This window comes from Pseudomonas sp. GX19020, from assembly GCF_023371075.1.
Classification (GTDB): domain Bacteria; phylum Pseudomonadota; class Alphaproteobacteria; order Rhodobacterales; family Rhodobacteraceae; genus Pseudogemmobacter.
In genome coordinates this window covers 115,227-138,390 of sequence record NZ_JAMCCR010000002.1, presented here as the reverse complement: position 1 = coordinate 138,390, position 23,164 = coordinate 115,227, and the positions used below count along the sequence as shown (strand labels likewise).

Sequence of the window (23,164 nt, the reverse complement as noted above, 5' to 3'; positions counted from 1 at the left end):
CATTGATCTGCGTCAAGGAAGCAAAGCCTGCGCCTCTTTAGGGTAGAGCCATGACGCCAGATAAGCAACTTGAACGGCTGGGACTTTTTGACGCGAAGGTGCCCCGCTATACTTCATACCCGACCGCGCCGCAGTTTCGGGACGGGATCGGGGCGCCTGAGTTTACCTCCTGGCTGGCGCAGATCCCGGCCCGGTCGAGCATATCGCTTTATCTTCACGTGCCTTTCTGTCGGAGGTTGTGCTGGTTTTGCGCCTGCCGCACCCAGGGCACGCAATCCGAAGACCCGGTCATCGCCTATGCCCGGACACTGCGCGACGAGATCGCGCTGCTGGCGCAACATCTGCCTGATAACGTTACCCTTTCAAGGCTGCACTGGGGTGGGGGCACGCCCACCTTGCTGCCACCGGAGGAAATCCTGCGCCTGACGGATGCGATTTTCTCGGTCGCGCCGATGGCACCGGGCGGCGAATTCTCGGTCGAGATTGATCCCAATGAGGCCGATGAGGCGCGCCTTGATGCGCTGGCGCAAGCGGGCATGACCCGGGCCTCGATCGGGGTGCAGGATTTCGATCCCGAGATCCAGAAAACGATCGGCCGCGACCAGAGTTACGCGCTTACAAAGCGCATATCCGATGGGCTGCGCGCCCGTGGCATCACCAGCCTGAATGCCGATATCCTTTACGGGCTGCCGCATCAGGACCGCGCCCGCATCGCTGATTCGGTGCAAAAGCTGCTCTCGCTGGGGCCGGACCGGGTGGCGCTTTACGGCTATGCCCATGTCCCCTGGATGAGCCGGCGCCAGCAGCTGATCCCTTCGGAAAGCCTGCCGACCCCGCAGGAACGGCTGGTTTTGTTCGACACCGCCCGGGCGCTGTTTGCCGCCGATGGCTATGACGAAATCGGCATCGACCATTTCGCGCTGCCTTCGGACGGGCTGGCGAAGACCTGGAAAGAGGGGCGTCTGCGCCGGAATTTCCAGGGCTATACCGATGATCAGGCCGGGGTGCTGGTGGGGCTGGGGGCCTCGTCGATTTCGCGCTTTCCCCAGGGCTATGCGCAGAACGCACCCGCCACGGCCGCCTATACGAAAGCGATCCGCGAGGGGCGGTTTTCGGTTGCCAAAGGCCATGCCTTCCAGGGCGAAGATCTGGTGCGGGGCCGTATCATCGAGGCGCTGATGTGTGATTTCCGTGTCTCGGGCACCGAGCTTATCCGTGATTACGGCGCCAGCCCGGCAGGGCTTGCGGCGCTGTTTGACACGGTTAGCGCGCGGTTCGGCGATATGGTCCGGCGCGACGGTGCCGATCTGATCATACCGCCCCGGGGCCGGCCATTGACGCGGATGATCGCGCGGATGTTTGACGCCTATGACAGCGCCAAAGCACAGCATTCAGCGGCGGTCTGATCCTTTACACGCCCCGGACCGTTACACGCCCCGCACCAGGCTTTCGACCAGTGCGACCTGGGCCGGCAGACAGACCCGCTTCAGATCGTATTTCGTGACCACCTCCGCACGGGCGCGGGCACGGATCTCGTCAAACCGCGCGGGTTCGGCCAGGCATTCGGCAAGCTGCCGCGCCCAGGCTTTCTGGTCGAAGAAATCCACCAGAAGCCCGGTCTCGCCATGGCGGATCATCTCTTCGACCGGCGCGGTACGTGATCCCACGACCAGAGCGCCTGCCGCCATTGCCTCGACCATCGACCAGGACAGCACAAAAGGATAGGTCAGATAGGCGTGCGCCCGGCTGACCTGCATCAGCCGCAGATAATCGGCATAGGGCAGCTTGCCGGTGAAATGCACGCGGGACAGATCAAGCCGGTCCTTCACCTCATCAAGGATGATATCCTTCCAGCCCTTCGCAGTCTTCGGCGGGGCGCCATAGCTCACCTCATCACCGCCCACGATCACCACCTGGGCATTGGGGCGTTCGCGCATCAGGTGCGGCAGCATCCGCATGAAGATGTGATAGCCGCGATAGGGTTCGAGGTTGCGGTTCACGAAGGTCAGCACCTCGTCTCCGGCCCGCAAGACCTGGCCCGAGGGGGTGGTGAAATACGCGCCCGGATCGGGGCGGACGATGTCGGTATCGACGCCGTCAAAGATCACATCCACCATCGGGCGCAGCGCGGCGGGCAGCGTCGAGGCCTGCCATTCGGTCGGCGCGAGCCCGCGATCCGCATGGATCAGCGCCTGGCCCAGATGCGCGGCGCGGCCCTGGGCGATCATCACCTGGTCAAAGCCGCCGGGCGAAAACTCGGGGTCAAAGCCCACATCCTGACCGGCACCGCGATAGTAGAATTCCGAATAGACCAGCAGTTTCGCGTCGGGCCAGATATCTTTCAGAAACAGCGTCTCGCCCCAGCCGGAATGGCCGATGATCAGATCGGGCGAGAACCCCTCGCGGTCGCGGATGGTCATTGCGGCACGGGCCGCCACCACGCCCCGGTCGGAATGGGTGGTGTAATTGCGCCCCAGACGCGTGGCACGGGGATCGACCGGGTCGGGCGTGAACTTGTAGCGCCAGGTCTTAAGCGGCGAGGGCCGGTCATTCCCCTGATCGGTCAGGGCCCGGCAGTCATGTCCACGCCGCACCAGTTCCGGCGCCAGATGCGGGAACTGGCCGGGGAAATTCTGGTGGACAAAGAGGATCTTCACGCATCATCCCCGGGGGGGCCTGCTGCAGCGCCTTCGGGAACCTCTTCTGCGCTGACAGGACGCAGATCGCCGAAAGCGGCCTCCATCAGGGCACGGGTGTAATCGCTGGCGGGGCGGCGGAATACCTGTTCGGTCGTGCCGGATTCGACCACATCGCCCGCCCGCATCACCATGACTTTATGCGACATGGCGCGGATCACCCGGAGGTCATGGCTGATGAAGATATAGGCCAGCCCCCATTTCCGTTGCAGCCCGCGCAGGAGTTCGACGATCTGCACCTGCACCGTCATGTCCAGCGCCGAGGTCGGCTCGTCCAGCACCACAAGTTTCGGGCGCAGGATCATGGCGCGGGCAATGGCGATGCGCTGCCGTTGCCCGCCGGAAAACTCATGCGGGTAGCGGGTCATCATCTCGGGGTCGAGCCCGACCTCGCGCATGATGTCTGTCACCATATCGCGCGGGTCGCGACCCGGTTCGACGCCATGCACGCCGAGGCCTTCGGCGATGATCTGTTCCGCCGTCATCCGGGGCGAGAGGCTGCCGAACGGGTCCTGGAACACGATCTGCATGTCGCGGCGCAGATCGCGCAAAGCCTGACCGCGCAGCCGCGAGATATCCTTGCCCATGAACAGCACCGGCCCTTCGGAACCGATCAGCCGCATCAGCGCCAGCGCCAGCGTGGTCTTGCCCGAGCCGCTTTCGCCGACGATTCCCAGGGTTTCCCCCGCACGGACCGAGACATTGGCATCGTTCACTGCCTTCACATGCCCGACGGTGCGCTGAAGGAAGCCCTTTGTGATCGGGAACCAGACTTTCAGATGTTCCGAGCGCACCACTTCCGGGGCGTCAGGTGCCACCGGCCCGGGGCTGCCGGCGGCCTCGGCGGCAAGCAGTTTTTGCGTATAGGGATGCTGGGGGTTACCAAAGACCTCGGCCGCCGGCCCCTGTTCGACGATCACCCCGTTTTGCATCACGCAGACCCGGTCGGCGATGCGGCGCACGATGTTCAGGTCATGGGTGATGAACAAAAGGCTGAGGCCTTCCGAGGCTTTCAGTTCCGCCAGCAATTCAAGGATCTGCTTCTGGATCGTCACATCCAGCGCGGTGGTCGGCTCATCCGCGACCAGCAGCTCCGGCCCGTTGGCCAGCGCCATCGCGATCATCACCCGCTGGCGCTGCCCGCCCGAAAGCTGATGCGGCCAGGCATTCAGCCGGCTTTCCGGGTCGCGGATGCCGACCTTGGTCAGAAGCTCGATCACCCGCGCCCGCGCTTTGGCGCCGCGCAGGCCCTGGTGGAGTTCGAGGCTCTCGGTGATCTGCCGCTCGATCGAATGGAGCGGATTCAATGAGGTCATCGGCTCCTGGAAGATGAAGCTGATATCATCGCCCCGCATCCTGCGCGGCTCTGGCTCCGAGAGTTTCGCGATGTCGCGCCCCTGCCAGGAGATGGTGCCCGAAACCGTGGCGTTATCGGCCAGAAGCCGCACGGTCGACAGCGCGGTCACCGATTTCCCGGAACCGCTTTCGCCGACCAGGGCCACCGTCTCGCCCTTGCCCACGGAAAAGGAAACGCCCTTCACCGCTTCGATCCGGCGGCCGTCCTGGGCAAAGCTGACGCGCAGGTCTTTTACGTCAAGCAGGCTCATCGGAAGGTCTTCCTCGGGTCGAATGCGTCGCGGATACCTTCAAAGATGAAGATCAGCAGCGTCAGCATGATGGCAAAGGTGAAGAAGGCGACAAAGGCCAGATGCGGGGATTGCAGGTTGGCCTGGGCCTGGCGCGAAAGCTGGCCAAGGGAGGGCGCCGACAAGGGCAGGCCAAAGCCGAGGTAGTCGAGCATCGCAAGCGTGCCGATGGTGCCGGTGACCATGAAGGGCAGCATGGTCAGGGTGGCGACCATCGCATTCGGCAGCATATGGCGGAACATGATCTGAAGATCGGGCACCCCGAGGGCGCGTGCCGCCCGCACATATTCGAAATTCCGCGCGCGCAGGAATTCGGCCCGCACCACGCCCACCAGCCCCGTCCAGCCGAACAGCACCAGAAGAAACACCATCAGCCAGAAGCTTTTCGCCCATATCGCGGTCAGGATGATGATGACATAGATCGAGGGGATCGAGCCCCAGAGTTCGATCACGCGCTGGAAGATCAGGTCGGTCTTGCCGCCGAAATAGCCCTGTACCGCCCCCGCCGCGACGCCAAAGACGCCGTTCAGCACGGTGACGATCAGCGCGAAGGTGACGGAAAGGCGGAAGCCATAGATCACACGGGCCAGAACGTCGCGGCTGGCCTCATCGGTGCCCAGCAGGTTCCGCGCCGAAGGGGCGGCTGGCGCGCGCCCGCCGGTATCGACAATGGTGCTGTAGCGATAGGGGATCGGCGCCCAGAGGATCCAGCCCTTCTGGACCGGCTCACCCAGAACGGTGCCCTTCTCGTTCAGTTCAGCCATGACGGCGGCGGTGTCATTCTCGCATTCGGCATTGCCGCCGGTCATGATCAGGCATTGCACTTCGGGCGCGCGCCAGGTCGCCTCGGTGCGCAGGACACCGCCAAACCGGGTTTCGGGGTAAAAGCTGAGAAAGGGCGTATGCCAGCTGCCCTGGTAGCGCACCAGCAGCGGCCGGTCATTGGCGATCAGCTCGGCGCCAAGGGTCAGCAGATAGAGCACGCCAAACAGGATCAGCGACCAATAGGCGCGCCGGTTGGCTTTGAAATTGCGCCAGCGGCGCTGGTTCAGCGGCGAAAGTGCCATCAGCCCGCCCTCTTAGAGAAATCAATACGGGGATCGACGAGCACATACATCAGATCCGAGATAATCCCCACGACCAGCCCGATCAGGCCAAAGGCAAACAGCGTGCCGAACATCACCGCAAAGTCGCGTTCAATCGTGGCACGGTATAAAAGCAGCCCCAGACCGTCCAGCGTGAAGATCATCTCGATGATCAGCGACGAGCCGAAGAAAACCCCGAGGAACAAGGCCGGGAAGCCCGCAATCACGATCAGCATCGCATTGCGGAAAACATGGCCGTAAAGCACGCGGCGTTCTGACAGGCCCTTGGCGCGGGCGGTCATGACATATTGCTTGCGGATCTCGTCAAGGAAGCTGTTCTTGGTCAGAAGCGTCAGCGTGGCAAAGCTGGCGATCAGCTGCGCCGTCACCGGCAGGGTGATATGCCAGAGATAATCGCCGACTTTGCCGATCCAGGACAGGCTGTCCCAGTTGTCCGATGTCAGCCCCCGCAGCGGGAACCATTGCCAGTAGGTGCCCCCGGCAAACAGCACCATCAGCAGGATCGCAAACAGAAAGCCCGGGATCGCATAGGCGGCGATGATGATGCCCGAAGACCAGGTGTCGAACGAGGATCCGTCCTTTACCGCCTTGCGGATGCCCAGCGGGATCGAGATCAGATAGGCGATCAGCGTCGACCACAGGCCCAGAGTGATCGAGACCGGCATTTTCTCGATGATCAGATCCACGACCGAGATCTTGCGGAAAAAGCTCTCGCCAAAGTCAAAACGGGCATAGTTCCACATCATGATGCCAAAGCGTTCCCAGAACGGGATCATCTCTTTGTGACAGGCCTCGTTGCGGATGTCGCGTCTGCCGGTGAAGCCATCGTCACAGATGATGCGGGCAAAGCCGAATTGCTCCTCAAGCTGCGCCCGGTATTCCGGCGACAGGCCTTGTGCGCCGGTATAGCCCGACTGGCCCGAGTCACCCGTTCCGGCATCGCCGCCCGCCCCGGCGATCCCTGAAATGGAATCGCCCGATCCCTGCAGCCGTGCCTCGATCTGATCCAGCGGGCCGCCCGGCACCACATTGGTGAGGGCGAAATTGATCAGCATGATGCCGAACAGGGTCGGGATCACCAGCAACAGCCGTCGGAGAATATAGGAGCCCAAGGTCGTCCCGCCTGTTCGTTCAAAATTCGGTCGTGAGAGGGTCGGTCAGAAGAGAGATCACTGTCGCAGCGCGCCGCGAGCCTTCAGCGCGGCGGCTTTTTCCGCATTGACCCACCACCAGCTCCGCTCGCCCGTGGCATAGGGCGGCAGCTCGGCGGGGTGTTCATACATATCGTAATAAGCGACCCAGACCTCCGGCTTGTGCCACATGGGCACGCGGAAGCGATCTGCGCGCAGCACCCGGTCAAGGGCATGAACCGCCGTGGTGACCTCGTCGCGGGACTGTGCCGCCACGATGACATTGATCAGCCGGTCCACCGCCGGATCTTTCAGCCCGGCAAGGTTCCTGACCGAGACATCCGCCTCGGCCGATCCGATCCATTGTCGCAGGCCGGAATCGGGGAAATAGTCAAAGACAAAGAAGGTGCTGGTGAAGTCGAAATCATATTCGGGGTTGCGGGTCCGCACCTCATATTGCGCAGAATCGATCTGGTTCACATTTGCATCAATGCCGACCGCGCGCAGGTTTTCGACAAAGGGTGCCAGGATCTTTTCAAAGGTCGGGTTGTCATCGAGGATCTCGATCCGCAGCACCTCGCCTTTCGCATTGCGGCGGATGCCTTTGTCATCCACCAGCCATCCCGCCTCATCCAGCAGTTGCGACGCTTTGATGAGGGATTTGCGGTCGAGGAGCTTTCCGGGATCCGAGACAGGCTGCGAATAGGGCTCGTCGGTCAGGATTTCGGCCGGCAGCAACCCTTCCCCGACCAGTGGCTGCAGCAGCGCGATCTCTTCCGGCGCGGGCGGGCCTTCGGCCTGCAACCAGGAATTTTCCCAGAAGGAATTGATCCGGTGGTATTTGCCGAAGAACAGCGTGTCGTTGCTCCATTCGAAATTGAACAGGATCGCAACGGCCTCGCGCAGTCGTGGATCCTGCCAGATGCCGCGGCGCAGGTTGAAGACCCAGGACTGGCCGTTGGAGACCCCGTCAAGCGCCAGTTCTTCCATGCGGACGCTGCCATTCTGGACGGCGGGGAAATCGTAATTCAGCGACCATTGCCGCGCGACGTTTTCCTGGCGGAACGTATAGGCGCCGCCTTTAAACCCTTCGAATCCGGCATTGGCCTCGGCGAAATATTCATAGCGGATCACATCGTAATTGTTCATGCCCTTGCCGAAAGGCAGATCCTGCGCCCAGTAATCGGGGTTGCGCCGATAGCTGATCGTGGTCGGGCTTTTCGCGGGCAGAACAGGCACATAGGCGCCGGTGCCAAGAAAGGGCTGCATCGAGCCCTGTTCAAGATCCATGTTCCGCGCTTCGTAATCGGCTTTTGACAGGACCGGCAGGCCGCCAACCATCGCGGGCAGGTGCCGGCTGGGCACCCCGGGCTGGAACGTGAATTTCACCCGCAGCGGGTCAAGCACCTCTGCCGAAGCCACCTGGGCCTCAAGCTGCGGGCGAAACTCGGCAAGACCCTTGGTCAGAAAGACGTTGTAGGAAAACACCACATCTTCGGCGGTGAGGGGCGAGCCATCCGAGAAACGCACATCATCGCGCAGGTTGAAGATCACCCAGGAGCGGTCTTCGGGGAATTCCATCGTGGTGCACATGAGGCAATAGGACGAGCCGATCTCGTCGGCGGTGCCGGTCAGGATCCCTTCCAGCATCATCGTGGCGCCCTGGGCCGCGCGGCCCTGGACCGAAAAAGGGTTCATCGAATCATAGCCGTCCTGAATGGCCTGCATGCTGAACTCGCCGCCCTTTGGCGCGTCGGGGTTCACATAAGGCAGGTAGGCCATATCCGCCGGATGCAGCAATGTGTCGGAATTGAAGGTGGCAATGCCATGCGAGATGATCACGCCGGTTTCGGCCTCAGCCGGGATTTCCGCTGTATCGGCCGGCGCGGCTGTCGGGGTGACTTCGGCCGGTGCGGCGTCCTGGGCGCGCAGGGCCCCGGCGGTTATCAGGGCCGCAGCCAGTGCGAGGGTTCCGGTCAGCAGGACGGCACGCATCCGGGACAGGGGGGCGGGATCCAGGGCCATGATCGCGGCCTCGCCCGCCATCATCCGGCCTTTGTCGCCCCTGCGATCCGTCCTTGCCGCCATTCCATCCCCCGGTTTCTGCCCGATCCGGATTGTGATGCTAAAGCCATGCCGCGCGGGGGGAAAGGCGCGAATGCGTTACTCTGATGATGAGCGCATGAAAAAGGCCGCACCAGAAGGTGCGGCCATTGTTTTCAGCGGAATTTTTCCCCGGATGGCGGGGAAATCCGTTACTTTTGCTGTTCCAGGAAGGCGATCAGGTTGATGCGCTCATCCTGCTTCGGCAGGCCTGCGAAAGACATCTTGGTATTGGCCGCAAAGGATTTCGGCGCGCGCAGGAAATGGTCCAGCTCTTCCGCATCCCATTTCGTGCCATCGGTGCCGTGATCCGCCATCGAGGAGGAATAGGCAAAGCCCGCAGAACTGGCGATCTGGCGGCCAACCACACCGTTCAGGTGCGGGCCGGTGCCGTCGGTGCCATCAAGCTTGTGGCAGGCCTTGCATTTGTTGAAGACCTTTTCGCCCTTGGCCGGATCTGCCGTTGCCATCAGCGCGGCGATATCAACCACCTCGGCCGGTTCGTCGCCGCCGGCAGCTGCGCCGGTGTCGATCGTATAGGCCTGAGCGACCTCTTCGCCATGGCCGCCGCCATGGGGCGCGGTGCTGTAAAGTGCAGACGCAGCCCAACCCCCCAGCAGCAGCACGAGAAGTGCGCCACAGACAGCTCCGGTCGCCTTGGTCATCGTCATTGTGTCGAACATGTCGAACGCATCCCTTGGTCGTCTTGCCCGGTATTAGCCGCTTCCCTGCATGGCTTGCAAGGTGTAGGAGCGCGACCAATCGTCTCTCATGTGCGAAACCCGCGATTTTTCAGGAGATCATGCCATGTCCGCAGCAGTTGTTGATGCAAAGCCCGGCCTGATTTCATTCCAGGGCGAGCCTGGCGCCTATTCGCACCAGGCCTGCGCCCAGGCGCGACCGGGGATGGAGGTGCTGCCCTGCGGTACTTTCGAGGAGGTGGTCGAATCTGTCCGCGACGGTCGGGCGGATCTGGGAATGCTTGCGGTCGAGAACTCGACCTATGGCCGTGTGGCGGATGTCCACAGCCTGTTGCCGAATTCGGGCCTGCATATCATCGACGAGACATTCGTGCGGGTGCATGTCAATCTTCTGGGGGTCAAAGGCGCGGGCGTGGCGGATGTGCGCGAGGCGCATGGCCATGTGGTGATCCTGCCGCAATGCGCGGGGTTTCTGAAAAAGCACAATATCCGCGGCGTGATCAGTTCGGACAATGCCAAAGCCGCGCGCGAGGCGGCTGAGGCGAATGATCCGTCCCATGCGGCTCTGGCAAGCGAACTGGCGGCAGAGATCTACGGGCTCGACGTGCTGGCCCGCCATATCGAGGATCACGCGAACAACACCACCCGCTTTCTGGTGATGAGCCGCGCGCCCGATCACCGTCGCCGGGCCGAAAAAATGGTCACGACCTTCACCTTCCAGGTCCGCAATATTCCGGCGGCGCTTTACAAGGCGCTTGGCGGCTTCGCGACCAATGGGGTCAACATGACCAAGCTGGAAAGCTATATGGTCGGCGGCCATTTCACCGCCACCGCCTTTTATGCTGATGTCGAGGGCCATCCCGAAGACCCGGCGCTGGCGCGGGCGCTGGAAGAATTGAGCTATTTCACCACAGAGCTGAATATCCTCGGCGTCTATCCGGCCTCTGGCGAGCGGCGTTGAGCCGCCCGCCAGGGGTCCTGTCGCTTAATGCGCCATGAAAACAGGAACTTCGGCGCTTTCCAGCATATTGCGGGTGGCGCCGCCCAGAATCGCCTCGCGGAAACGGGAATGACCGTAAGCCCCCATCACCAGCAGATCGGCGCCAATATCCTGGCATTGCCGCGCAAGAACATCCGAGACCCGCGGCAGCGTGCGCGCCAGCACGGAAACCTCGGCCCTGACCCCGTGGCGCACCAGCAGCTGGCACAGATTGCCGCCGGGATCTGACCGTTCGGGCCCGTTTGCCGACGGATCGACCACGGTGATCACCACCTGTTCGGCGGCCTTGAGGAGGGGCATCGCGCGGCGCGCGGCCACCATTGCCTCGCGGCTTTGATTCCAGGCCAGAACGATCCGTTTCGGCAAAGCCGCAGGCAGACCGGAGGCGGGCAGCACCAGCACCGGTGCCGCGCCGTCGAACAGGGCGGCCTCAAGCACCGCCTCGCCCTCGGCGCCCTGACCATCGCCATAGGGCTGCGGCAGCACCACCAGATCGCTGTAGCGCGCGCGGGCGCCGACCAGCTCTCCGAGGGCGCCCAGCTGACAGACCGCCGAATCAAGCGACCAGCGCAGGTCCTGGCCCTGGGCTTCAAGCGCCGCGCGCAGGTTTTTCTCGTGCAGGGCCGCCTCTTCGGCGGCGCGTTCCATCGCGACCTGCATGATCACCGCGCCGGTTCCGATATAGGCATAGCCCAGCTGCGAGCGGTCCACCCCGAGTGCGAGCGTTTCCAGATGCGCATCCATCGCAAGCGCGAGTTTCGTCCCCGCATCGACGGCGGTGCGCGTGCCAGTCTCTGAACTGGCGATGGTGAGAAGCGATTTATAGGCCATGACCCGTCTCCCGCAGGGTTGTCGAAGGTTCATTCACAACCATAACGCTAGAGGCCCGGCCCGGGTTCCGCCTTGATGGAGGTCAAATTCCCGGGCCTGCCGATGCTGTGTTTCGCGGCGTGGCAAGATGCCACAGCGCCCGGACGTGTTGACGCAGATCAAGGCGCGCGCGCCCCGTCTATAGCACAAGGCAGACAGTCCGGAGGTCTGTCAGGGGGATCTAACCCCCTCAGACGCCGTGGATATAAGACGAGGGAACGCCTTATGTGGGATTACGTCAAACTGATCGCGCTTGGCCTGACAGCGGTTCTGGCCGCTATCGCGGCCAATTTCGCGCGCGATCTGGCTTATCAGGTCAATGCGATCACGGTCATGCTGGCCGCCGCCATCACCTTTGTGGTGGTGCTGCGCGGCGTCGGTGAACCGAAGATCGTCAACAGGAACGAATATATGGACGGCGTCGTCCGCGCCGGGGTGATCGCCACCGCCTTCTGGGGCGTGGTGGGCTTTCTGGTCGGCGTGGTCATCGCCAGCCAGCTGGCCTGGCCCTGGCTGAATTTCGAATTCCTGCAGGGGATCGGCAATTTCGGGCGGCTGCGCCCGCTGCACACCAGCGCCGTGATTTTTGCCTTTGGGGGCAATGCGCTGATCTGCACTGCGTTCTACGTGGTGCAGCGCACCTGTGCGACGCGGCTCTGGGGCGGCAATCTGGCCTGGTTCGTGTTCTGGGGCTGGAACCTCATGATCGTCCTGGCGGCGAGCTCCTATGTGCTTGGCGGCAGCCAGGCCAAGGAATATGCCGAACCCGCCTGGCATATCGACATCTGGATCACCATCGTCTGGGTCGCTTTCCTCGCGGTCTATGCCGGCACGGTGATGAACCGCAAAGAGCCGCATATCTATGTGGCCAACTGGTTCTACCTCGGCTTCATCATCACCATCGCCATGCTGCATGTCGTCAATAACATGGCGGTGCCGGTTTCGATTTTCGGCTCGACCTCGGTGCAGGTCACCGGCGGCGTGCAGGATGCCATGATCCAGTGGTGGTATGGCCATAACGCGGTGGGCTTCTTCCTGACCGCAGGCTTCCTTGGCATGATGTATTACTTTGTGCCAAAACAGGCGGAACGCCCGGTCTACAGCTATAAACTGTCGATCATCCACTTCTGGGCACTGATTTTCCTTTATATCTGGGCCGGTCCTCACCACTTGCATTACACCGCTCTGCCGGAATGGGCCTCGACCCTTGGCATGGTGTTCTCGATCATCCTCTGGATGCCCTCCTGGGGTGGCATGATCAACGGTCTGATGACGCTTTCGGGTGCCTGGGACAAGCTGCGCACAGACCCCGTTCTGCGGATGATGGTTGTGGCGCTTGGTTTCTACGGCATGGCCACGTTCGAGGGGCCGATGATGTCGATCAAATCGGTGAACTCGCTGTCGCATTACACCGACTGGACCATCGGTCACGTTCATTCCGGCGCGCTTGGCTGGAACGGGCTGATCACCTTCGGCGCGCTTTACTATCTGACGCCGAGGCTCTGGAACCGCGAGCGGCTTTACAGCCTGGCGCTTGTGTCCTGGCATTTCTGGCTTGCGACCATCGGGATCGTTCTCTACGCCTCGGCGCTTTGGGTTTCCGGCATCATGGAAGGCCTGATGTGGCGCGAAGTCGATGCCAATGGCTTCCTCGTCAACGCTTTTGCCGACACCGTGGGCGCCAAATATCCGATGAACGTGGTGCGCACATTGGGGGGGCTTCTTTACATGGGGGGCGCGCTCATCATGTGCTGGAACCTCTGGATGACCGTCCGCGGTCAGGAAGCGAAAGCACCAGTCAATGCCAACAACGCCATTCCGGCTGCGTGAGCGAGGGTTAAATGTCCATACTCGACAAACATAAAAAGATCGAAACCCACGCGACACTCCTGATGGTGCTGGCCTTTATCGTCGTCGCGATCGGCGGCCTCGTGCAGATCGTGCCGCTTTTCTATCTCGAGAACACCATCGAGAAGGTGGAAGGGGTTCGCCCCTACACCCCGCTCGAACTCGCGGGCGCGCAGGTCTACAAGAACGAGGGCTGCTACAACTGCCACAGCCAGATGATCCGCCCGATGCGGGACGAGGTGACGCGCTATGGTCATTACAGCCTTGCCGTCGAATCGATGTATGACAAGCCGCATCAATGGGGATCGAAACGCACCGGGCCGGATCTGGCCCGGGTGGGCGGGCGTTATTCGGATGAATGGCATGTGGATCACTTTACCGATGCCAAACAGGTGGTGCCGGAAAGCCTGATGCCGCCCTATGGCTTTCTGAAGAACAAGGTGATCGATGGCAGATATATCGCCGATTCCCTGAAGGCGAGCCGCATCGTCGGCATCCCCTATACCGATGAGATGATCGAAAACGCGCAGGCCGATTTCCTGGCCCAGGCCAATCCGGATGCCGACAGTTCCGGTCTTGAGGCACGTTACGGCGAGGCCGCATTCGGCCGCGCCGTCAATGTCAGGAACTTCGACGGCTCGCCGAAGATCACCGAGATGGATGCCCTGATCGCCTATATGCAGGTCCTGGGGACGATGGTCGATTTCTCGACCTTCACCCCGGATCCGACACGCTGAGGAGGACAAAGAATGGAACTCTATTCATTCCTGCGCGCCACCGCCGACAGCTGGGGCCTGCTGCTCATGTTCCTGATGTTTGTCGGCATCGCATTCTGGGCCTTCCGCCCGGGCAGCCGGAAAGTCCATGACGAGATTGCCAGCTCGATCTTCCGCAATGAGGACCGCCCTGCTGCGGACCCCGCGGAGCCCCGTAACAGCCAGCGGACGGAGGCGTGAATCATGTGCGCCAAAAAGATTACCAAAGTCGAACGTGAGGTTCCGACCACAGGCCATGACTGGGACGGCATCCAGGAACTGGACAACCCGATGCCGCGCTGGTGGGTCTGGGTGTTCTATGCCTGTATCGTCTGGGGCATCGGCTATACCATCGCCTATCCGGCCTGGCCTTTGCTGACCCGTGCGACGCAGGGCGTGATCGGCAATAATGAGCGCGCCAATGTCGCGGCCGAGATCGCCGACTGGAATGCGAGGAATGCGGGCAATCGTGAAAAGCTGGTGGCGACCGATCTGAACGCGATCGGCGATGATCCTCAGCTTGCGGCTTTTGCCGAAAACGCAGGTGCGGCCGTGTTTCGCACCAATTGCGTCCAGTGTCATGGCGCAGGTGCGGCCGGGATTCAGAGCCTTGGCTATCCGAACCTTCTGGATGATGACTGGCTCTGGGGCGGCTCGATGGAGGCGATCCATCAGACTGTCAGCCACGGGATCCGCAATACCACCGACCCCGATGCGCGCTACAGCCAGATGCCGGCCTTCGGGAAGGATCAGCTGCTGGAGAAACCGCAGATCGCGGAAGTGGTGGAATATGTGCTGCAGCTTTCGGGCCAGGAGCATGACGCCACACTGGCCTCTGCGGGGGCGACGGTCTTTGCCGATAACTGTTCCTCCTGCCATGCCGAGACCGGCAAGGGCGACCGCGAACAGGGCGCCCCTGATCTGACCGATGCGGTCTGGCTCTATGGCGGCTCGCGCGAGGCGATCACCTATAGCGTCAACAATGCGCGGTTCGGGGTGATGCCAGACTGGGCGGGGCGATTGTCAGAGGCCGATATCCGCGCGGTCAGCTGGTATGTCCACAGCCTTGGCGGTGGCGAGTGATACATGAGACGGGCCCTTCGGGGCCCGTTTTCATATCCGGGATCAGAGAGAAAGCCGGGGCCCTGGCGCATTGTGCGTTTCCAGAACCTGTTGCCGGTCTCTTCGCCATCGCGGATTAGCCGGCCACCTGAGTGCCGGCTATCTGTGCCGATACCGCAGCCATGTGACTGATTATCCAGGCACTTTTCCTTCTGGTGCGCGGTCCTGAATGACCGCACTCATCTGTGGGGATGATGGCAAGAGACGGTGCCGGCAGGCTAAGAAGCGTGGTCAAGTCATAAGGGGCAGACCTCGCGGGCCACACTGCCCCTGTCCCCGGCGAGGAACAGGCTCAGCTTAGCAGGCGCCAGATACATAACCGTCAGGTTTTCCAGGACTGGCTGATCCTTGAAGCCGGCGGGCAGGAGGAAGATAACCCGTTTGCAGGTCCCGACCATTTCGCGATGCGGCTGGCCAGGGGCTTCGCCGGTCCCGCCGGCTGACTGGGCGGGGGACTGTTTTCTGTACCTCCGACAGGGGCGGGCGAGTGTTTGCGAGCGTTGTAACCTGAGGGGCCGCGCCGCTGAATAGCGGCGGCGCCGCAGAGGCCGCGACAGGATCGCAGGGCAAGGCATCTCCCTTCAATTGCAGAGTCCCTGAAACAAAAACCTGACCTTTCGATGCGATCTTCCGGGCGCGCCGTCCCGAAAGCACCGCGAACCTGCCTGATTTGAGCCCAAAACAATGGACATGGTCAGACCATGTGCAGTCACGAGTCAGGGTGGCAAATGTCAGGCCAGGTTTTGCAGTTTGAGGAAGAAGGCGGTCACCGGTTTGTTGTGGCGGTCAGAACACGGCGTTTGGGGCAGACGGATCTCTTCGCGCGCCTGTCCAGCCCCCGGCCGGCTGAATTCAGGTCGCGGCGGGCCGGAAGTGGCGCGGTCAGGACGGGCGGGAGCGGCCAGGATCCCGGACAGGATATGGCATGGGAGACCGCCTCCAAAGCCCAGGCCGGAGCCTTGTAGCGACCGGCAGGATCAGCCCCGGCATGCAGGGGCCGGGTTCGGTTCTGATTTCTGTAAGCGGCCTGTCCGCGCTAAATTTGAGAGGCCTTCATGACGAAGGGTAACATCAGGCTGAAGCATCGCGAGGGGTTCGGGGAACTGAACCGCTATTGGTCGCGCCTGGCGGATCTTGAGAAGGCTGTCGAGGATTTCTACGATTTCTCGCTCGCCTTTGTCGAAGAGCCGATTGACCGGGTGCTGGATAAGATCCGGTCGTTCGAGCCTTCGGTCTCGGTGATCGGCCAGATCAAGGCCGGGAAAAGCACACTGGTCAATGCGCTGGTGGGCGAGACTGATCTCTTGCCCTCAGATGTGAACCCCTGGACTTCGGTGATCACCGCGCTGCATCTGAACAGCCGGCACCGGCCGATGAATACCCGCGCGCTGTTTCGCTTTTTCGACCAGCATGAATGGGACCGGCTGGTCGCAACCGGGGGCCGGCTTGGCGAGATGGCCGCCCGCGCCGGATTCGATCAGGAGGCCGATGAGGTGCGCGCGCAGGTCACGCAGATGCGCCAGAGCACCGAGGCGCGGCTGGGGGCCGATTTCGCCGGTATCATCGGGTCAAACCATTCCTTCCCCGATCTCGATAAGGAAACGATCAACCGCTACATCTGCTACGGTGATCCGTCCGACCTGAAGGACGCAACGGGTGACGGCGTCTATGCCGATATCACCAAGACCGCCGATCTTTATATTGACGCCGAAGGGCTGCCGTCGGGCCTGTGCATCCGCGACACGCCCGGCGTGAACGACACATTCATGATGCGCGAGCAGATCACGCTCAACGCGATTCAGGACAGCCGGGTCTGCGTCGTTGTGCTGTCGGCGCATCAGGCGCTTTCCACTATGGATGTGGCGATCCTGCGCATCATCTGTGCCGTCGAGGCGCGCGAAGTGGTGATTTTCGTCAACCGGATCGACGAGCTGGCCGATCCGAAGGCCGAAGAGGAAAAGATCAGCGCTTCGATCCGCCGCACCCTGGCGCGGCTGGGGCTGAACCAGGATATCCCGATCCTGTTCGGCTCGGGCTATTGGGCGAATTTTGCGCTTTCGGGCGAGGGCACGCTGATGCCGCGCAGCCTTGCGGCGCTGCAACAGCTGACTCCCGATCTGGATGTCACTGACAATGGCGCGCTGCGCGAGGCGGCGTTCGAGGCCTCGGGCGTGCCCGCCTTGCACCGGCTTATTGCCGAACGTGTGATCGATGGCCCGGGGGCGGCTTTCCTGAAAGACATCGAAGCCGAGATCAAACTCATCATCGAAATGAGCGAAGCGGTGGATTCGGCGGCACGGCTGCGGGATGCCGGCATGGCGGTGCTGACGATCAGCCAGGAAGATCTGATGCTGAAGGTGGCAGATTCGCTGCAAAAGGTAATGACCACCTTTGACGCGGCAGCCGTCGATCTGCGCGCCGCGTTGCACGAACGCCTGATCCGCGCCCGCGATACCTTTGTCGAGTCCGCGGTCGAGGCGCTGCAATCGCATATCCAGGCCTTTGGCGAGACCGGCTCCTGGGATCACGACCCGACCGGCCTGCGGATGATGATGCGCACGGCCTATCTTTCTTCCTGTGCCCGACTGCGCCGCGAAGGCGAGATCAGCTTTGAATCGATGCTCGATGCGGTGCAGGACGTGCTGCAAAATGAGCTGGGCGTCTATCGCAATGCCGCCAGCATCGATTTTCCCGAACAGCAGCAACATAGCGCGCCGACCGTGCTGGCTCGCACGCTGTCCTTCGACCTTCAGGCGACGTGGTGGCATCGGATCTGGGATACCGGTGCGACCGGCAGGCTGGCCGGGCGCTTCCTGCGCTTTGGCCAGGCGAAGAAGGTCGAAAAGAAATACCGTGCGTTGATTATCGAAGAGACCCAGCCGCTGATCGACAATCTGCTGGCGGATTTCTTTGATCCGGCGGTTGCGGCCACGCGCGGGATCGTCACCGGATTTGCGCTGGATCAGAGCCGGTTCTGCGAGGCGCTGCTGGAGCGGCTGCATGAAAAGGGGCCGGACGAGGTGAATTCCGGGCAGATGGATGAGACCAGTCTCGCCCGTCTGGCCGATACGCGGAGGATGTCGGCGTGATGGGCTTCTGGAACCGCAGGAAACCGGCTGACCCGGCGGCTGAATGCCCTGGTGCTCCGGTGCAGCGCAAGCCACGCATCCTGATCGCGGGCGAATTCAGCGCCGGCAAGACCCAGCTGATCAACGGGCTGGTCGGTGGCCCGGTGCTGCCGTCGAATGTCACCGCGACCGCGCTGCCGCCGGTCTGGCTGGTGCGGGGCGAGCCGTCGCTGATCCGTGTCGGTCTGTCGGGCCGGGGCGAGCCGCTGGCCGATCTGAACACTGTCGATCTGGAAACGACCCGATATTGCGTGATGGCGCATCCGGCACCGGTCCTGACCGGGATGGAAATAATCGACACGCCCGGCAATTCCGATCCGAACATGGCGGCCGAGACCTGGCAGCGCATGCTGGAATTTGCCGATGCCGTGGTCTGGTGCACCAATGCGACCCAGGCCTGGCGGCAAAGCGAAAAGGCGGTCTGGCAGGCGATGCCCGCGCGGCTGCGGCAGAATGCGACCATGGTGGTGACCCATGCCGATCTGCTGGGCAGCCCGGCCATGGCTGACCGCGTGTTGCAGCGCGTCCAGCGCGAGGCCGGCGCGTTTTTCGAGAGCTTCCTCATGGCGTCGCTCCTGCAGCGCGACGATTTTGACCGCATCGCGGCCCGTCTGCGTATGGTCAGCGGTTGCGTGCGGCTGGACGGGGCGCCCAATACGCTGATCGACCAGTTCGCGGCCTCGGTGCCGGTACGTGTCACGACGCCTGAGCCGGCGACCTCATCCGTTGCGACCGGGGCCGCGGACCCGCAGCCCGCTCCTGCCCTGAACGCGCAGAAGGAGGCCGGCGAGGATCCCGATCCTTCCGCATCACCGCGCGATGTGGTCGGGGCCAATGTCCTGCAGCTCGTCCGGAACCGTCGCCCGGAGGAGACCCCGCCCGATACTGCGCCAGAAACCGCGCCTCTTGCAAACGCGGCTCTGGTCCGCGCCGCGCTGGCCGGGGCAGGGATCGGGCGTGCGCGCAGCCTCTGGAACGAAATGAGCCAGAGCGTTGACCACAGCGATCCGGAATCGCTGCTCGCCGCTGTGGAGCACTTTATTGCCCGCCTGGATGCGCAGCCCGCCCAGTCCGGCGCTGTGAATGGTAACTCTGTGAATAGTGGCTCTGCCAGTAGTGCCGGACGTGCCGGTTTCTCTGCGGATTTTTGTGAGTGAGAAGCTGACATGCAAATTGCACCTAACCAGCGCCAGGAACTGAATTTTCTTCGGGATTCCCTTGACCGGATCGACAAGGTCATCAGCCGTGACATGCGTCCGGGCTTTCGCGCGCTGCGCGAGCGGCTGGACAACTGGGCCGCAAAAGTCGCGGTGATCGGCCAGGTCAAGGCGGGCAAGTCGACCTTTCTGAACGCTTTCCTTTACAGCCATGATTTCCTGCCCTCGGATGTGAACCCCTGGACTTCGGTCGTCACCAATATCCGCGTGAACCTGCCCGGTGACCCGGTGATGGGGGCAAAGTTCGAATTCTTCGGCAATGCCGACTGGAACGAGATCGTCAATGGCGACAGCCGCATCCGCAAGCTGACCGAACAGTTGCTGCCGGGCTTTGATACCCAGCTTTTGCGCGAGCAAAGCGACCAGATGCGCCGGCGCGCCGAGGAACGCCTTGGCAGACGCTATGCCGATCTGCTGGGAACGGCGCATGATTACGACTATGTCTCCTCGGATCTGCTGCGGAGCTATGTCTGCGCCGGGGCCGAGGATGAGACCGATCCGACGGCGGCAGGGCGCTATGCGATGCTGACCAAAGTTGCGAATGTCTATATGCGGCTGCCGGAATTCCAGGTGCCGACCATCATCACCGATACGCCCGGCGTGAATGACCCGTTCCTTGTGCGCGATGAATTCACCTGTCGCAGCCTCGATAAGTCGGATGTGTTTGTCATCGTCCTGTCGGCGCATCAGCCGCTGACCGATGTCGATATCGCGCTGATCCGCATTCTTGCGAAACAGGATAGCAAGGATGTTCTGGTCTTTGTGAACCGGATCGACGAGCTTGACGATTACGACACAGATGTGCCGCGCGTGATCGAGGATGTCTCGCGGCGTCTGTGCGGTGCGATCCCCGATATTGATTTCACCATCGTGGCCGGTTCGGCCTGGATGGCGGATCTGACGCTCCAGGACGGGGATGAGGCCGAGGCCGATCGCGCCGCCCTCGATGACACCCGCCTCGCGCGCTATATCCATTCGCGCTACGGCTATCTGCCCGATGACCGCTGCGAGCGCCTGATGCTCGCCTCTGGCATGCGCGACGTGAAAGTGGCGCTGTCACAGCTGATCGATTCAGGTGTCGGCCGGTCGCAGATGGCGCAGATCAGGGCCGATATCCGGGCCGAGCTGAATGGCGCGCTGTTTGTGGCGCGGCGCGAACGCGCGTCGCTGCAAACCCAGGCCGGCAGTGTCAACAGTGAGGTCGCCAATATGGCGATCGAGGATCTTCAGCTTGAGATCGACGCCATCCGCAAGGTGCAGACCGGGCTGGAAGCCCATGTCGAGAATGCCGAGGTGCAGATCGAGAAAGTGCTGACCAGGTCCTGGTCCAGGCTGGAAACCCGGCTGATCGGCATGATCGAGAGCTTTGTCGAAGATCAGAAGCCGGAATTCGAGGCGCGGATCATGGCCGGAAAGCTGCGTGGCGAGACGTCGCGGGCGATGGAAATTGACCTCTCGCCTTTGCAAAAGGTTATGGAGCGCGAACTGACCGCGGCCTGGAGGAATTCGCGCGCGGGCACCGATGTGGTTCTTTCGAACGGGTTGTCATCGTGCCAGCAGACCATCAAAGACCGCTTTCAGGAACGGGCCGAGGGGGTCAACCTTTCCGATCTTCCCTATGATGAATTCGTCTCGACGCTGACGCTGGCGAAACGGTCGCTCAGGGTGAATTTCATTTCGAATCGCAGCTGGGCCTTCTGGCGCCGGCCCGGGATCAATGTCGAAAAGAGCCTTGCCGCGCTGCGCATGATCGCGGCAGAAGAGCTGCGCCCGCCGATGGAAAAACTTCTGGCCGCTTTCAACGAGGCCCAGGTGGAACGCGCAGATGCCGGCATCGACCGGCTCCGCGTGATGCTCCGGATGTTCGAGCTCTCGTTGAATGAGCGGGTCCACCGGCTGAAAAAAGACATGGTGGAATTCGGGATGGTCGTGAATGACCCCGATTTCCGCAGCCGCATCGTCCACCGGCTGCAAAGCCAGATGGAGGTGCTGGAGCGCCGGCTGATCAACCTTTCAGCCGTAGAAAGCGCGCTGGCGCAGGCGGAGATGACGCGGGCCGCTGCTGCGGCCTGACGGACAGACAGCCCCTGACCGGGGGGTGGACAGCCTGGCACGCCAGGCTGGTTGGCCGGGGCGCCGGATATGGCGGGAACGGGTTTTCAAACCACCGGTTCCCGCCATTCTTCGATGTGAATTCCGCTATTTTTCAAGGCTTTGCAACACAGCTGAAAGGCGCTTCCGGAACAAAGAAAATCCTCCGGAGATCCACAGATTCTTCACAAAGCCGGGTCAATTTCATCCTGTACGAGGAGGAGGTCATCTGGCTGGCTTCCCCGGATGTGTGATGGTTCTCGTGTCGGAGCGGTTTTTGCTCTTTCTGGTTCTTTGTCCTCAGCCGGCGGCCCGCCTGTTACCTGATCCCCGGGGATTTTCAGGCGGGTTGTGTCCCCTTCGGGACGCAGCTGTCCTTGCGATGCTGCGATCTGTGCTCCCGCACAGGGGAAGGGGAATATGAAAGTCATTCAATCCGCCGCACAAGCGCTTTCCGGTTCGGCCTCTGACGCAAAACCTTCCTCCGGGTTTCCTGCAGCTATCTGTTCCGCGATACGCCCGGCGGGAATGACACGTTTCTCACGCGCGAAGAAGTCACCCTGCAGGCGCTGCGCGGGGCAAAGGTCTGTGTCGTGGTTCTCTCGGCGCATGAGGCGCTGAATACCACCGATCTTGCGCTGATCCGGCTGATTGCAAACGCTGAATCGCGTCAGGTTGTGCTGTTCGTCAACCGTATCGACGAGCTCCATACGCCCTCTGAGCATGTGGCCGGGATTCATGAGGGTATCCACAAAACGCTGCGCCCCTATGGCCGTCTGCGGGATGTTAAGGTGGTATTCGGCTCGGCCCGCTGGGCTGCGATGGCGTTGCAGGGCGAGCGCCCGGATCGTGACGATGATGGCAAAACTGCGCTGTCCGACTGGGCCTCAAATTGCGATGTCGGGGCCGATCCGCAAGGCATTGGTCAGCGGGCGCGATAGTGCAGGGCGGCCGACAGCTGTCGATCCGGAACAGCTGCGCGGCGATCTCGATGCCGTTGTCGGTCGCGCGCGGGAAAAGCTGGAAGAGACGCTTTTCCGGCTGGAGGGCGAGATCGCACCGGCACTGACCCAGGTGCAGCAGGATTATGTGCTCCGCGCCACCGACGCTCTGACCGATCATCTGTGCAGGGCCGGCCCGGAGGACAGCTGGACCTTCAATTCCTCGGGGCTGCGCCTGGTGCTGCGCACGACCTTTGACCGGTTTTCGGCCCGGGTGCGGGTGCAGGTGGAAACGGTGTTCTGTGGCGCAGCAAGTGATCTGAGCCCGCTCTGTGCCGGCGCATTGGGGCCTGCGGGCCGCGGTATCCAGATCGGGCCGCCGCAGGTGCCGAAAGCGCCGCCACCGGTGGTGATGGGCAAAACCATCACCATCAACCTCCGCCGCAGCTGGTGGAAGCGCTGGTGGCTGCGTCGCAGGGATCCCGCCACGTTTGCCGCCGGGTATCGCGGCCTGATCGAGGTCAGGATCGGCGCGGTGACCGATGAGCTGAAACAGAGCCAGGTCATTGAAGTATCGAAAGAAATCAGGCGAATTTTCGATGATTTCCTCGCAGAGCAGACCGCGACCGTGCTTGATCTCGCCAGCCGACAGCCCGAGGCCAGTGATTTCGGGTCTCGGCGTGCCAATGTGTTTGACAGGATCCGACCGGAGAAGGCGTCTGAGGCTGATCCCGGGGAACTGCGCAAATCGGTGGGGGGCTGTTGATGGGCGCTCGGGATGGTCGTGAGCGTCTCGTCCCCGGGGGGGCA

The 23,164-nt window shown here is 62.2% G+C and carries 18 protein-coding genes; 11 read left to right on the top strand and 7 right to left on the bottom strand.

The window, feature by feature from the left end:
* Nucleotides 1-50 precede the first annotated feature (50 nt).
* Nucleotides 51-1,406 (top strand): oxygen-independent coproporphyrinogen III oxidase, encoded by a 1,356-nt coding sequence (gene hemN / locus M3484_RS05330; RefSeq protein ID WP_249496052.1) that lies wholly within the window; start codon nt 51-53, stop codon nt 1,404-1,406.
* A 21-nt stretch (nt 1,407-1,427) separates the two neighbouring features.
* Here the strand turns inward: hemN and M3484_RS05325 are convergent, their stop codons facing one another.
* From M3484_RS05325 to M3484_RS05300, 6 genes are all read right to left on the bottom strand, one after another.
* Entirely contained in the window at nt 1,428-2,657 is a 1,230-nt protein-coding gene (locus M3484_RS05325) for a glycosyltransferase (protein ID WP_249496051.1), read from the bottom strand.
* Nucleotides 2,654-4,303, bottom strand: coding sequence for an ABC transporter ATP-binding protein (locus M3484_RS05320; RefSeq protein ID WP_249496050.1), 1,650 nt, complete (start codon nt 4,301-4,303; stop codon nt 2,654-2,656). Before M3484_RS05320 ends, M3484_RS05325 begins: the two co-directional genes overlap by 4 nt.
* Nucleotides 4,300-5,409 carry an ABC transporter permease gene (locus M3484_RS05315; RefSeq protein WP_092900699.1) on the bottom strand — a complete coding sequence of 370 codons (1,110 nt, stop codon included), beginning with the start codon at nt 5,407-5,409 and terminating at the stop codon, nt 4,300-4,302. The genes M3484_RS05320 and M3484_RS05315 overlap by 4 nt, the downstream gene beginning before the upstream one ends.
* On the bottom strand, nt 5,409-6,560 hold the full coding sequence (locus M3484_RS05310) for a microcin C ABC transporter permease YejB (RefSeq protein ID WP_092900702.1): 1,152 nt from the start codon (nt 6,558-6,560) through the stop codon (nt 5,409-5,411). The genes M3484_RS05315 and M3484_RS05310 overlap by 1 nt, the downstream gene beginning before the upstream one ends.
* A 57-nt stretch (nt 6,561-6,617) precedes the next feature.
* Nucleotides 6,618-8,666 (bottom strand): extracellular solute-binding protein, encoded by a 2,049-nt coding sequence (locus M3484_RS05305; protein WP_249496049.1) that lies wholly within the window; start codon nt 8,664-8,666, stop codon nt 6,618-6,620.
* A gap of 167 nt (nt 8,667-8,833) precedes the next feature.
* On the bottom strand, nt 8,834-9,364 hold the full coding sequence (locus tag M3484_RS05300; RefSeq protein WP_092900705.1) for a c-type cytochrome: 531 nt from the start codon (nt 9,362-9,364) through the stop codon (nt 8,834-8,836).
* A gap of 124 nt (nt 9,365-9,488) precedes the next feature.
* Here M3484_RS05300 and M3484_RS05295 point away from each other — a divergent pair, with 124 nt between their 5' ends.
* Complete coding sequence (locus M3484_RS05295; protein ID WP_249496048.1) at nt 9,489-10,343, top strand: prephenate dehydratase; 855 nt, start codon at nt 9,489-9,491, stop codon at nt 10,341-10,343.
* Nucleotides 10,344-10,367: 24 nt separating this feature from the next.
* Here M3484_RS05295 and M3484_RS05290 read toward each other — a convergent pair whose 3' ends face one another.
* Nucleotides 10,368-11,213 carry a universal stress protein gene (locus tag M3484_RS05290; protein ID WP_092900711.1) on the bottom strand — a complete coding sequence of 282 codons (846 nt, stop codon included), beginning with the start codon at nt 11,211-11,213 and terminating at the stop codon, nt 10,368-10,370.
* A 450-nt stretch (nt 11,214-11,663) separates the two neighbouring features.
* Between M3484_RS05290 and ccoN the strand changes: the two genes are divergently transcribed.
* The 9 genes from ccoN to M3484_RS05245 all read left to right on the top strand — a co-directional run bounded on the left by ccoN (nt 11,664) and on the right by M3484_RS05245 (nt 23,120).
* Nucleotides 11,664-13,082 (top strand): cytochrome-c oxidase, cbb3-type subunit I, encoded by a 1,419-nt coding sequence (gene ccoN / locus M3484_RS05285; protein ID WP_249496343.1) that lies wholly within the window; start codon nt 11,664-11,666, stop codon nt 13,080-13,082.
* A gap of 11 nt (nt 13,083-13,093) precedes the next feature.
* On the top strand, nt 13,094-13,837 hold the full coding sequence (gene ccoO, locus M3484_RS05280; protein WP_092900717.1) for a cytochrome-c oxidase, cbb3-type subunit II: 744 nt from the start codon (nt 13,094-13,096) through the stop codon (nt 13,835-13,837).
* Between the two features lie 12 nt (nt 13,838-13,849).
* Complete coding sequence (locus tag M3484_RS05275) at nt 13,850-14,056, top strand: cbb3-type cytochrome c oxidase subunit 3 (protein ID WP_092900720.1); 207 nt, start codon at nt 13,850-13,852, stop codon at nt 14,054-14,056.
* Nucleotides 14,057-14,059: 3 nt separating this feature from the next.
* Complete coding sequence (ccoP, locus tag M3484_RS05270; protein ID WP_092900723.1) at nt 14,060-14,938, top strand: cytochrome-c oxidase, cbb3-type subunit III; 879 nt, start codon at nt 14,060-14,062, stop codon at nt 14,936-14,938.
* A 1,094-nt stretch (nt 14,939-16,032) separates the two neighbouring features.
* Complete coding sequence (locus M3484_RS05265) at nt 16,033-18,066, top strand: dynamin family protein (RefSeq protein WP_249496047.1); 2,034 nt, start codon at nt 16,033-16,035, stop codon at nt 18,064-18,066.
* A complete protein-coding gene (locus M3484_RS05260; protein WP_249496046.1) occupies nt 18,066-19,262 on the top strand; it encodes a dynamin family protein in 1,197 nt (398 codons plus the stop codon). The genes M3484_RS05265 and M3484_RS05260 overlap by 1 nt, the downstream gene beginning before the upstream one ends.
* 9 nt (nt 19,263-19,271) lie before the next feature.
* Nucleotides 19,272-21,395, top strand: coding sequence for a dynamin family protein (locus M3484_RS05255; protein WP_249496045.1), 2,124 nt, complete (start codon nt 19,272-19,274; stop codon nt 21,393-21,395).
* A 521-nt stretch (nt 21,396-21,916) separates the two neighbouring features.
* Entirely contained in the window at nt 21,917-22,354 is a 438-nt protein-coding gene (locus M3484_RS05250; RefSeq protein WP_349306265.1) for a P-loop NTPase family protein, read from the top strand.
* The gene (locus tag M3484_RS05245) at nt 22,311-23,120 is read left to right on the top strand and encodes a hypothetical protein (RefSeq protein WP_249496043.1); all 810 of its coding nucleotides are present in this window, start codon (nt 22,311-22,313) and stop codon (nt 23,118-23,120) included. Before M3484_RS05250 ends, M3484_RS05245 begins: the two co-directional genes overlap by 44 nt.
* Nucleotides 23,121-23,164 lie beyond the last annotated feature (44 nt).